Here is a 10,466-nt window from a genome sequence, read left to right on the forward strand (position 1 = left end):
CGATGACAGTGTTTCGCCCAAGGTATTGGACGCATCCCGGCAGCCTGCCTAGATTTCTCCTTGGGCCGGATACGGCACGGACGCCCGAAGGATCACGACAACATGAAACCGGCCCCTGCGCTCATGTCGCCCTGCGACCGCAGATCCATGCTCAGGATGCTGCTCGCCCCCACGGCAATGCCCCTGCTGTGGCCGCGTGGCGCGCTCGCGGCAGAGGCCTATCCCTCGCAGCCGATCAAGCTGGTCGTGCCCTTCGCACCCGGCGGCCCGAACGACGTGGCCGCGCGGCTGATTGCGACCGCGCTCTCGGTGAGCCTCGGGCAGCCCGTGGTCGTGACCAACATCGGCGGCGCGGGCGGCCGCATCGGCTCGAAGGCCGTGGCTTCCTCGCAGGCGAACGGCTACACGCTGATGATGGGCGGCACCAACCTCAACGTGGTGGTGCCGGCGGTCTACCCGAAGCTGGACTACGACCCAGTGGCCGGCTTCGAGGCGGTCGGCGCGCTCGCCAGCGATCCGATGATCATGGCCGACCATCCGGGCGTGCCCGCCGGCAGCGTTCAGGAACTGGTGCGCTACAGCAGGCGCAATCCCGGCAGGCTCAGCGCGGGCTCCGCACCCGGTATCGGGCCGCACTTCGTGATCGAGATGTTCAAGCGGCGCACCGGCGCAGACATCACTTTCGTGCCCTACAAGGGCGCCACCCCGGCTATCCAGGATGCACTTGGCGGCCACCTTTCGATGGTCGTGACCAACAGGGCGGTGTTGTTGCCGCTGGTGCGCAAGAACATGCTTCGCGCGCTCGCGGTGACCGGCAAGACGCGGCTGGCCGAGTTTCCGGAGGTGCCCACCCTCGAGGAAAGCGGTGTCCAGGGCGTGCCGTCGCTCAACTGGTACGGGCTCATGGCCCCGGCGCATACACCCGCACCTGTGCTGAAGGTATTGCGCGCCGCGCTTGCCCAGGCGATCGCCAGCCCCCAGATGGCCGGATCCATCCGCACGGCCGGCATGGATCCCGCCCCCGCCGGCATCGACTTCGCGGCCGTGCTTGCCGGGCAGCGCCGGGAATGGGCGGCCATTACGCAGGAAACAGGCATCACGCTGGAATGAACGGGGCGCGCGTGGCGACGGGCCTTGCTCCTTGCCGCCTGCTCGAAACGACCTGTCCGCGCACAAGCGGACGAACCGGGGAACTCCCATGAACGTCGCGATCCGTGTACTGGCCCCGCAGGCCTTCCAGGCTCCTCTCTATGCGGTGGGTGCTTTGTTCGAGCAGGCCGCCCATGTCCGCGTGGAGTGGTGCTGGGGGCCGGCGGGTGGCCCATCGCCCCAGGCGCTGGTGCAGCGGCTGGAGCGGGGCGAAGCGGCGGACGTCGTGCTGCTTCCCGCGGCACTGCTGGCACAACAGGTGCAGGCCGGCCGTGTGGAAGAGGGTTCTCGCACGGACGTGATGCGCTCGCGCGTCGGCGCCTGCGTGGCGCAGGACCAGCCGCCCGTGGACATCGGCAGCGCGCAGGCGCTGCGCCGTGCGATAGTGCAGGCGCGCGGTGTTGCCTATTCGCAGGCAGGTAGCGGCATCTATATTTCTCAGGAGCTGTTCGGCAAGCTCGGCATCGAGCCGGCGCAGGTGCGCGTGCTGCAGGTGCGCGACGAACCAGTCGCCGCCGCCGTGGCGCGGGGCGACGCGGAGTTGGGCTTCCAGCAGATCAGCGAGATCCTTGGTCAGCCGGGTGTGCGCTTCGCAGGTGCGCTGCCCGATGATCTGCAGCATGTCACTGTGATCGGCGCGGGCATGCCGGCTGGAGCGGCCGAACCCGAGGCCGCGCGCCGCTTCATGCAGTTCCTTCGTTCGCACGAGGCTGCCGGTCCGCTTGCGGATGCGGGCCTGGACCCTTGCCGCGGGTGAGATCCCGGAGTCTGTTTAGAGGCCGGGCCGGACGGCCGGTTCGCCGACGCTCCAGTTCGACAGCACCTCGTTGTGCACACACTCCAGCAGTTCGCTTTCGTTGTTCTCGCGCCAGACCACATCGATCTGCAGCGTGCCGGCCGACGGCGGCAGCGCCAGCACCCGCAGCCCCTCTCCGCTCGTCTCTGCATACGAGGCGGGCACGAGGGCCACGCCGAGGCCGTGGCGCACCATCTGGAACATGCTCATCGGATGGCGAGCCACGTGAAGCAGCCTGGGGCTGAAACCGGCCTGCATGCAGGCGGCGACGAGCGAGTCGAACAAGGCGGACTTGTGCTCGCGCGAGAAGCTGATCATCGGCTCCTCGGCGAAGTCCCGGAGCGCCAGCGACTCGCGCGCGGCCAGCGGGTGGGCCAGCGGCATCACGAGCGCGAAGCCCTCGGTGTAGAGAAGCTGGCGGGCCAGGCCGCGCGTGCTCGTGCGTGCGTGCACGAAGCCCAGGTCCAGCTTGTCGGCAGCGACGGCGCGCACCTGTTCCTGCGAGCCCATGTCGGTCACCAGCAACTGGACCGTCGGCAGGCAGGATCGAAGCCTGTGGATGAAGTCCGGCATCACATGGTCGATGGCCGAGGTGGCCATGCCCACGCGCAGTGTCCCGCCATCGCCCTGCGCCGCGAGCTTGGCCCTCTGCGTTGCTGCCTGCGCCTGGTCAAGCAGCTGGCGCGCGTCGCGCAGGAACGCGCGTCCGGCATCGGTGAGCCGCACCTCGCGGCGGTTGCGAAAAAGCAGGAGCACGCCGAGCTCTTCCTCCAGCGCCTTGATCTGATGGGACAAGGGCGGCTGGCTCATGTGCAGGCGCACGGCCGCGCGGCTGAAGTTCAGCTCTTCGGCGACGGTGACGAAATAGCGAAGCTGGCGCAGATCCATGGCGTCAACCATACAGGCTCGGGCATGACTCGCAAAGGCGGCCGCGACGCACGCGGCTCACTCGGCGACGATCTTGTTGGCCTTGATCAGTTGTGCCCAGCTCCGGGACTCGCCGGCGATGAAGGTGGCGAATTCGGCTGGCGAGCCACCCACCGGGTCGGCACCCAGCGCGACCAGCCGTGCGCGCGTCTGAGGGTCTCGCACGGCGGCCTGGACTTCGGCGGAGAGGCGCTCGACGATCGGCCGGGGCGTGCCCTTGGGGACGAAGAAGCCGTTCCACTCGAGGACTTCGAAGTTCGGAATGCCGCTTTCCGCGATGGTGGGCACCTGTGGCAGCGCGGCCATGCGCCGGGTGGAGGTGACCGCCAACGCGCGCAGCTGCCCTGACTGCAGGTAGCCCAGGGCCGAGCCGGCGTTGGCGAAGTAGGCATCCACGTGGCCGCCCATGACATCGGCGATCGCCGGTGCGCCTCCCTTGTAAGGCACGTGCAGCCCGCCGGTGCGCGCCTCCCGGTTGAGCAACTCGCTCGCGAGGTGGGCCGGGCTGCCGGCGCCGTACGACGCGAACGAGACCTTGCCAGGTTGGGCGCGTGCACGCGCAACGAAGGCCTTGAAGTCGGCGTCGGGCGAATTGGGTGGCACCACCAGGACGTTGGGGACGGTCAGTGCGAGCGACACCGGCACCAGATCTGTCGCCGCATCGAAAGGCATCTTGCGCAACAGCGGATTCACCGCGAACGTCGACGCGTCGTACAGCACGGTATAGCCGTCGGGATCGGCCTTCGCGACTGCCTGCGCGCCGATGATGCCGCTGGCGCCCGGCCGGTTGTCGACGACGACCTGCGTGCGCAGCGCGGCACCGAGGCGCTGGGCAAGGATCCGCGCCGCGTTGTCGGCGCCGCCGCCTGCGGAGTAGGGAACGATCAGGCGGATCGGCTTCGCGGGCCATTGCTCGGCTGCGGCCGCGAGCGGGAGGAGCGCGGCGCCTGCCGTTGAGAGGGCCAGCGAGGCCAGAACACGGCGTGTGAAAGTGCGATGGAAAGTCATGGCTTGAATCTTCTTCAGGCTTCGGCCGCGGCCGTTGGCGCGCGATTGATCTCGGTGCCTTCGGCGGCGAGTTCCGCAAGGACCGCCGACAGCTGGTGATAGGCCGTGTTGGCCGCCGGAATGCCGCAATAGATTGCCTGCTGCAGCAGCACCTCCTTGATGTCGCACAGCGACATCTGGCTCTGCAGCGCCGCGCGCAGATGCAGCCGCAGTTCGTCCCAGCGTCCGAGCGCGATCATCGTGCCCATGACGAGGATGCGGCGCTCCCGAAGGCCCAGGTCGGGCCTCGTCCAGACCTCGCCCCAGCCGTAGCGCACGATCAGGTCCTGGAAGTCGCGCGTCACGTCGGTCGTTGCCGCGCCGGCCCGGTCCACGTGCGCGTCGCCCAGGACGAGGCGCCTGCGCTTCGTTCCCTTTTCGTAAAGCTCGTTGTTCGTCATGTGATGTTCCCGAAGAGGTGAATCGAAGAATCTCTGCGCACGAAGGCCGTGCGTTGCCGCCGCCGATGCGGTCACTTGAAAGAGGCCTGGCCCGGGCCGGCGGCGGGAAGTTGTGCTTCCAGGATCGCGCCAGTGGACGACTCCGTCATCACCAGCGTGTTGCTCCCGGGCCGGAAGACCAGGTTGGTGACGGTCTTGCCGCCCGGGCTGCGCACGAGATGGGTGACTTCGCCGGCTGCATTCAGCACGAACGCGGCGCCGAGGCTCGCGTGCGCCACCACGAGCCCGCCTTGCGCGGTGGCGGCGAGGCCGTCGGGCCCGCTGGTGCCGAAGAAGTTCTGGAAGGCGGCCACCTTCGTGAGGCTGCCGTCGCGCATGATCGGCGCGCGCCAGACCTGGTTGCCGCGCGTGACCGCGACGAACAACACATGGCCCGAGGAGTCGAGCGCAATGCCGTTGGGGCTGGGAACGTTCGCGAGCAGGAGGTCGAGCCGGCCGTCCTGGCCCAGGCGGTAGACCCGGCCGGTGGGATCGTGCAGGCCCGTCTGGCCCTGGTCCGTGAAATAGAGGCTGCCCTTCGCATCGAAGACGAGGTCGTTGACGCCCTTGAAGGATTCGCTATTGCGGTGGGCCAGCACGGGTTCGACACGGCCGGCGGCGGGGTCGAGCCTGAGGATGCCGCGCCTGTAGTCGGCGATCCAGAGGCTCCCGTCCGCATGCATCGCCATACCGTTGGGCCAGCCGTCGTACTCGGCCACCACGCGCCAATCGAGCCGGGGTGTGATGCACAGGATCCTGCCCGAGGGAATGTCCGTCACGTACAGGTTGCCCAGCGAATCGAACACCGGTCCTTCGAGGAAGCTGTCGACCGGCTGCCCCGGCTTGTTCGCTTCGCCCCAAGCGTTCGGCCCGGCGCGGCGAAGGTCCGCCGGCATCGTCGTGAGCACTTTCGCTTCGATGATTTCCGGAGGCGTGAAGCTGAGGTTCCACATGGGCCTGGTTCCTGATGCGGCGTTATTCCGGCTGGACGCCCGCAGCCTTGACGACGCGGCCCCAGGCCTGCGTCTGGCTGCGCACGAAATCCTGGAAAGCGGCCGGCGTCATGCCGCCGACCGTCGCGCCTTGCTCGCCGAAGCGCGCGCGCAATTCGGGCGACTGCAGTGCACGCTTGATCTCGGCCTGCATCTTCTCGATGACCGGCTGGGGCGTGCCCTTCGGTGCGGCGACGCCGAACCAGTTGGTCGCGGTGAAGTCCTTCAGGCCCGCTTCGGCGCTGGTGGGCGTATCCGGAAGCGCGGCGATTCTCTGCGGCGCCGTCACCAGCAGCGCCCGCACCTTCGCGCCCTTGACCTGCGCGATCGCGGTCGGCGATGCGGTCACCAGCACATCGACCTGGCCGGACACCACGCCGAGCAGCGCTTCGCCCGCGCCCTTGTAAGGGACGTGCGTCAGCGTGAGCTGCGCGTTCTGTTTGAGCAGTTCTCCGCCGAGGTGTGTGGAGCTTCCCATCCCGCCGGAGCCGAAGGTCAGCTGGCCGGGGTTGCGGCGTGCAGCGTCGATGAGGTCCTTGATGGTCTTGTACGGCGAGACCGTGCCTACCAGCACGACCAGCGGCGTATCGACGATGTTCGTGACAGGCACCAGGCCGTTCGCGTGGTCCCACGGCAGCTTCCTGAACAGATGCGGAAGCATGGCGTAGGTGGTGTCGTTGATGAGGAAGGTATTGCCGTCGGGCGCCGACTTGGCCACCAGGTCCGAGCCGATCGTGCCGCTGGCTCCGGCCTTGTTCTCGACGTAGAAGGTCTTGCCCGTCTGCACCGTGAGGGCCTGTGCGATCTGGCGCGCCGCGTAGTCGGTGGTGCCGCCGGGCGGGTAGGGAACGACCAGCCTGACGGTGCGGCTCGGCCAGCTTTCCGTTTGGGCATGGGCGATGGCCGTGCAGAGTGTCAGGGCCGCCAGGAGTGCGGTGGATATGCGTCGCATGGGCTTGTCTCGTTGTCTGTATGGAGCGTCGAAGATAGGCGAGCACCGCGCCGCGAGACAAATGACAAATTTCGGTCGTTATGATCGACGGCATCGATTCGTGCGACCGCCAGGTTGAGACGCATGGAACTCCGACATCTACGCTATTTCCTTGCACTGGCCGAGCGCCTCAGTTTCACGCAGGCCGCCGTGCAGCTCCACGTCACCCAGTCGACGCTGTCGCACCAGATCAGCCAGCTCGAGAGCGAACTGGGCCAGCAGCTCTTCGATCGCAGCGCGCGCCGTGTCACGCTCACGGCCGCCGGCGAACTGTTCCTGCCGCAGGCGGCGAAGGCGCTCGCGGAGATTGACGTCGGCATTGCCCTGATCGGCGCGCCCGAGAAGGCGTTCGAGGGAACGCTCTCGCTCGGCACGACCATGACGCTGAACATGGGCCTGGTGCCGAAGTGCCTCGCGCTCTTTTCCCATGCACATCCTTCGATGCGGCTGGTGGTCGAAGAAAACACGGTCGACAGCCTGATCGTCGACATGAGTGCGGGGCGCCTGGACCTGATCCTCGCGTACAGGCCGTTCGAACTCGAAGGCCTCCTGTTCGAGCCGCTCTATTCGGAAGAAATGGTGGTCGCAGTGAACCAACAACATCCGTTCGCCAGGCGCAGGCGTCTTCGCATGATCGAACTGCACGGACGCGATCTAGCCCTGCCGGCGCGCAAGTACACGACCCGCATGCAAATCGATGAGGCACTTCGCGCGGCCGGTGCACAGCCGCACGTCGTGGTGGAGACATCCTCCATTGCAGGAATGCTTGCGCTCGTGCAGGAGGCGCCCATGGCGACGATCGTCTCGCGCAGCGCCTTGGCAGATCACCTCGGCCTGGTCGCCGTCCCGCTGGAAGGCCCTTCGCTGCAGCGCACACCGGGCCTGCTATGGCCCGAAGGTCAGGTGCGCACACCAACGACCGCCGCTTTCGCAGCCATCGTGCGGCGTGCGGCGAAGTCGATGGAGTAAGCCTGAGGCCGCTGGCGGATTCGGCACGCACATCGCCTCATATCGACGGGTCGCAGCCGAAGCACTCGCGCACCGGCGCTTCCTATCATTTTGACGCTGGATTCAGCCGGTGACGTGCGAGCCCAACGAGTGTCGGCTTCCGAGCGAACTGGGCCTCGCGGTCGAGCGGCAGCTTCTGGCCGACCTTCGCCTGTCGACTACCAGGCGCTTCAAGCCCGCTGCTGTCGTTCCCGGCGTTGAATCCGACGCTCTCAAGCAGACGTTCCCTCAGGTCGGCAAACCTGCCGGCGGAGCTCCGGGCATTCGGCTGCGCATCGCTCGTCCGCTCGGATTTGGCGCTGAAGGTAATAACGGCCTCTTCGGACTCTGACCCCGCCATTTTGCTCACGACCAGCCAGTCAGTGAGAGTAGGCGTACCCCAGATCTCTACCAACCCACCGCCTCGTCGTCACCCCCAAAAGCAGCCGGCACGTCCTTGAAGTGCGGTAGATCATCCTTCACCGGCATTACCGCATGCTGGCAGCGGATGTGGAAGGTCGGCTTGAAGAGGTCGGCCGGCAGCAGGAAGCCGCACACACCGCGCATATTCATGCCCGGGGATCCGCCGAACAGCAGCGTGCCGCAGTGGGCGCAACGGGTCCGCGGCATGGTCCGATACGTCCAGGTCGTGGTGTTGCCGCCGGCGAGCTTGACGCTGGCGGCCGGGAAAAGCGCCAGTGGTGAATACCCGCCACCTGTCACGGCGCGGCAATCGCCGCAGTGGCAGTAGAACTGCGCGATCGGTGCCTCGCTCAAGTGCAGTTGCACCTGGCCACAGCGGCATTGCAGGATGGTTGGTTGCATGGTGGTCTCCTCAGGCGGCAAACGTCTCGTGCCAGAACTCGAAATCGGCCTTGCCGTCAAGGAAGGTCTCGGCCGTTTTCATGAAGGCCCGCATGTGCGGCTGCTGCATGTGCGGACCGCTGAATACCTCCTCGTTGTCCCACTGCTCGACGATCAGCCAGCGGTGTGGGGCATCCGTCGCCTCGAGCACGCGGATGCCCTTGCAGGCGGGCTCGAGCGCCATGACCTGCCGAATGACGGCCTTCAGCTCCTGCCGGGCTACCTCCAGCTTGTCGGGTCGGATGGCACAGGTGATGACCACGGTGACGGGATGACTGCCGGTGTTGCTCATGTTCTGTCCTTGATCTGCACTCATGAATGAAGGACATTCTGTGCAGTGCCACCCCCAGTGACAAACCATACTTTAGCAACGACTTGTGAGAAATATTCAACCATGCCCGACGTGACCGCTTCGCCCGGCAAGCTGCCGCCGCTCACCGCCCTGCCATGTTTTGAGGCCGCGGCCCGGCTGCGGAGCTTCACCAAGGCGGCCGAGGAGCTGCACCTCACGCCAGGCGCCATCAGCCGCGCGGTGAAGCACCTGGAAGAGCAAATCGGCGTGCAACTCTTCGAACGGGTCACGCGCTCCGTGCGCCTCACCGAGACGGGCGAGCCCTACGCCAAGGCCGTGCGCGAAATGCTGGGTCAACTCGCTGCCGCCACAGCGGCCGCCACGGCGCGCCAGTCCGGCAGCACTCTCAATGTCAGCACCTCAGACGGCTTCGCGGGCCGCTGGCTGGTGCCGCGCCTGTACAGGTTCCACCGGGCCAACGTGGACGTCGACGTGCGCGTTTCCACCACGGGCCGCCTGGCGAATTTTCATAGCGACGGCATCGACGTTGCCATCCGTTATGGCCAAGGCAACTACCCGGGCCTGACGACCGAGTGGCTCGCCGACGAAGAGGTCTTCCCCGTCTGTAGCCCCGGTTTGCTCAAAGGCCCGCGTGCGCTACGCAACCCCGCCGATCTGCGCCACCACACGCTCATCCGCGACGGCTACCCGATCGCCTGGGCCGACTGGCTCTCAGCCGTCGGCATCGAAGGCGTCAACCCTCGCGCTGGCCTGACGTTCGACTCCTATACCTTTGCGGTGCAGGCCGCCGTGCAGGGCGAAGGCGTTGCCCTGGGCCGCACCATGCTCGTTGCTGATGACCTCGCCGCAGGCCGTCTGGTGAGGCCATTCAAGCAGACGCTGAAGGCCTATTCCAGCTTCTACCTGGTGTATCCAACGGAGGCGATCCATCAGCGGAAGGTGAAGGCGTTCAGGGATTGGCTGCTGGCGGAAATGAGGGATAGCGATAGCGGCTCCGCCGAAGATCTCTAGCTCCGCGTCCTTGCGTTTTAGACGACAGGCAGGCGTATCAGGCAGGGGATGTCCCCTTAGCAATCAGCGCCTCCATGCGGGCCAGCAGTTCGACCACGGGACGCGCATCCGGCCTGGCTGCCCGGCCATGCTGGCGTGGTGCAGCTCTACCCGATGCCGATCCACCGCAAGGTGCCATCGCCTTCGCGTTCTGGAACATCTGCGGCCACAAGCAATTGATCCACGACGGCAAGAGGCTGACGCTGATCGCGCGCACTCCGGACCATTGCCAGCGCTACGCGCTGGCAAAGTTGCCTTCGACCATGCAACGAAAGAATGTGCAGCGCTTTACAGTGACAGCGGATTCCGGAGGATGTCCCGGCCCCATGACCAACTGAGGCAACCGGGCATTCATCAGGTTCAGGTCGACCAGCGTGCGCGCCTCGGAAAAGAGTCCATTTAATCTCGGAAGAAACTGGAACTTGTCCATGCGGCTCGCGGTTTCGTTCTTGCGGACTGTCCGCTCTTAGGCGAATTTGTGACGTGGCGTCGACCGACTGCTCTTGGCCGGTAGCGGTCTCTCGCCGTCATCAGTCAATAGAGGAACTCTATGTCTACTTCGCATCAGTCGGAGGAGGTCTGCCCTCGGTGCCATAGTGACGCACGGGTCGTGGAAAAGCTTCTTCTCATCGGAAAGGCAAGCCCGAGCATTCTGTTTACGGAGGAGCGAGCGGGCTATCGGCGACGTGACCAGGTGGCCACCGACGAGTGCAAACAGGAAGAACTGCAGAAGACCCCGCTAGAGCAGTTTGTGCACGGGTTCTACTGTCGCGCTTGTGGCGGTGGCTTCGTTGCCGACCGCTTGCTGAAATGAAGTCGTGGTCCATCTCCATCGGCACAATGCGGCCAGAACCGGACATTCGATATGACATCTCGTTTTTCAGTCGATTTCAACGAATTGCTTGAGCGC

Annotated in this window: 12 protein-coding genes and 1 pseudogene; 5 read left to right on the forward strand and 8 right to left on the reverse strand. The window is 66.1% G+C overall.

Going from position 1 to position 10,466, the window contains the following annotated elements:
- The first annotated feature begins 102 nt into the window (after nt 1–102).
- Together ACTJLF_RS16955 and ACTJLF_RS16960 are read left to right on the forward strand one after the other, a co-directional pair.
- Nucleotides 103–1,110 carry a Bug family tripartite tricarboxylate transporter substrate binding protein gene (locus ACTJLF_RS16955; protein ID WP_080647950.1) on the forward strand — a complete coding sequence of 336 codons (1,008 nt, stop codon included), beginning with the start codon at nt 103–105 and terminating at the stop codon, nt 1,108–1,110.
- Between the two features lie 88 nt (nt 1,111–1,198).
- The gene (locus tag ACTJLF_RS16960) at nt 1,199–1,906 is read left to right on the forward strand and encodes a substrate-binding domain-containing protein (protein WP_020723404.1); all 708 of its coding nucleotides are present in this window, start codon (nt 1,199–1,201) and stop codon (nt 1,904–1,906) included.
- 15 nt (nt 1,907–1,921) lie between these two features.
- Here the strand turns inward: ACTJLF_RS16960 and ACTJLF_RS16965 are convergent, their stop codons facing one another.
- From ACTJLF_RS16965 to ACTJLF_RS16985, 5 genes are all read right to left on the reverse strand, one after another.
- The gene (locus ACTJLF_RS16965) at nt 1,922–2,833 is read right to left on the reverse strand and encodes a LysR family transcriptional regulator (protein ID WP_019658126.1); all 912 of its coding nucleotides are present in this window, start codon (nt 2,831–2,833) and stop codon (nt 1,922–1,924) included.
- Nucleotides 2,834–2,890: 57 nt separating this feature from the next.
- Nucleotides 2,891–3,880 (reverse strand): tripartite tricarboxylate transporter substrate binding protein, encoded by a 990-nt coding sequence (locus ACTJLF_RS16970; RefSeq protein ID WP_440883548.1) that lies wholly within the window; start codon nt 3,878–3,880, stop codon nt 2,891–2,893.
- Between the two features lie 14 nt (nt 3,881–3,894).
- A complete protein-coding gene (locus ACTJLF_RS16975) occupies nt 3,895–4,320 on the reverse strand; it encodes a carboxymuconolactone decarboxylase family protein (RefSeq protein ID WP_019658124.1) in 426 nt (141 codons plus the stop codon).
- A 71-nt stretch (nt 4,321–4,391) separates the two neighbouring features.
- On the reverse strand, nt 4,392–5,312 hold the full coding sequence (locus tag ACTJLF_RS16980) for an SMP-30/gluconolactonase/LRE family protein (protein ID WP_440883549.1): 921 nt from the start codon (nt 5,310–5,312) through the stop codon (nt 4,392–4,394).
- Nucleotides 5,313–5,334: 22 nt separating this feature from the next.
- Nucleotides 5,335–6,303 (reverse strand): Bug family tripartite tricarboxylate transporter substrate binding protein, encoded by a 969-nt coding sequence (locus ACTJLF_RS16985; RefSeq protein WP_019658122.1) that lies wholly within the window; start codon nt 6,301–6,303, stop codon nt 5,335–5,337.
- A 123-nt stretch (nt 6,304–6,426) separates the two neighbouring features.
- On the opposite strand from ACTJLF_RS16985, the gene ACTJLF_RS16990 reads away from it, so the two are divergent.
- Nucleotides 6,427–7,311 (forward strand): LysR substrate-binding domain-containing protein, encoded by an 885-nt coding sequence (locus ACTJLF_RS16990; protein WP_019658121.1) that lies wholly within the window; start codon nt 6,427–6,429, stop codon nt 7,309–7,311.
- Nucleotides 7,312–7,396: 85 nt separating this feature from the next.
- Here ACTJLF_RS16990 and ACTJLF_RS16995 read toward each other — a convergent pair whose 3' ends face one another.
- Genes ACTJLF_RS16995 through ACTJLF_RS17005 form a run of 3 tightly spaced genes read right to left on the reverse strand, consistent with a single transcriptional unit; the run spans nt 7,397 to nt 8,485 of the window.
- Nucleotides 7,397–7,699: a hypothetical protein gene (locus tag ACTJLF_RS16995; protein ID WP_440883550.1), complete on the reverse strand. Its 303-nt coding sequence runs from the start codon at nt 7,697–7,699 to the stop codon at nt 7,397–7,399.
- Between the two features lie 38 nt (nt 7,700–7,737).
- A complete protein-coding gene (locus ACTJLF_RS17000; protein WP_440883551.1) occupies nt 7,738–8,154 on the reverse strand; it encodes a GFA family protein in 417 nt (138 codons plus the stop codon).
- Between the two features lie 10 nt (nt 8,155–8,164).
- Nucleotides 8,165–8,485 (reverse strand): putative quinol monooxygenase, encoded by a 321-nt coding sequence (locus tag ACTJLF_RS17005; protein WP_440883552.1) that lies wholly within the window; start codon nt 8,483–8,485, stop codon nt 8,165–8,167.
- A 102-nt stretch (nt 8,486–8,587) separates the two neighbouring features.
- On the opposite strand from ACTJLF_RS17005, the gene gcvA reads away from it, so the two are divergent.
- Together gcvA and ACTJLF_RS17015 are read left to right on the forward strand one after the other, a co-directional pair.
- Nucleotides 8,588–9,517: a transcriptional regulator GcvA gene (gene gcvA, locus ACTJLF_RS17010; protein WP_440883553.1), complete on the forward strand. Its 930-nt coding sequence runs from the start codon at nt 8,588–8,590 to the stop codon at nt 9,515–9,517.
- An 81-nt stretch (nt 9,518–9,598) separates the two neighbouring features.
- Nucleotides 9,599–9,804 (forward strand): annotated as a pseudogene (locus ACTJLF_RS17015) (DUF7011 domain-containing protein); the annotation flags it as partial.
- Nucleotides 9,805–10,466 lie beyond the last annotated feature (662 nt).

Origin of the sequence: Variovorax sp. 22077, from assembly GCF_052044195.1 — a bacterium.
Classification (GTDB): domain Bacteria; phylum Pseudomonadota; class Gammaproteobacteria; order Burkholderiales; family Burkholderiaceae_C; genus Variovorax; species Variovorax atrisoli.

Coding starts and splice junctions, on each gene's coding strand:
- ACTJLF_RS16955 (WP_080647950.1), top strand. CDS start 103: ATGAAACCGGCCCCTGCGCTCATGTCGCCCTGCGACCGCAGATCCATG.
- ACTJLF_RS16960 (WP_020723404.1), top strand. CDS start 1,199: ATGAACGTCGCGATCCGTGTACTGGCCCCGCAGGCCTTCCAGGCTCCT.
- ACTJLF_RS16965 (WP_019658126.1), bottom strand. CDS start 2,833: ATGGATCTGCGCCAGCTTCGCTATTTCGTCACCGTCGCCGAAGAGCTG.
- ACTJLF_RS16970 (WP_440883548.1), bottom strand. CDS start 3,880: ATGACTTTCCATCGCACTTTCACACGCCGTGTTCTGGCCTCGCTGGCC.
- ACTJLF_RS16975 (WP_019658124.1), bottom strand. CDS start 4,320: ATGACGAACAACGAGCTTTACGAAAAGGGAACGAAGCGCAGGCGCCTC.
- ACTJLF_RS16980 (WP_440883549.1), bottom strand. CDS start 5,312: ATGTGGAACCTCAGCTTCACGCCTCCGGAAATCATCGAAGCGAAAGTG.
- ACTJLF_RS16985 (WP_019658122.1), bottom strand. CDS start 6,303: ATGCGACGCATATCCACCGCACTCCTGGCGGCCCTGACACTCTGCACG.
- ACTJLF_RS16990 (WP_019658121.1), top strand. CDS start 6,427: ATGGAACTCCGACATCTACGCTATTTCCTTGCACTGGCCGAGCGCCTC.
- ACTJLF_RS17000 (WP_440883551.1), bottom strand. CDS start 8,154: ATGCAACCAACCATCCTGCAATGCCGCTGTGGCCAGGTGCAACTGCAC.
- ACTJLF_RS17005 (WP_440883552.1), bottom strand. CDS start 8,485: ATGAGCAACACCGGCAGTCATCCCGTCACCGTGGTCATCACCTGTGCC.
- gcvA (WP_440883553.1), top strand. CDS start 8,588: ATGCCCGACGTGACCGCTTCGCCCGGCAAGCTGCCGCCGCTCACCGCC.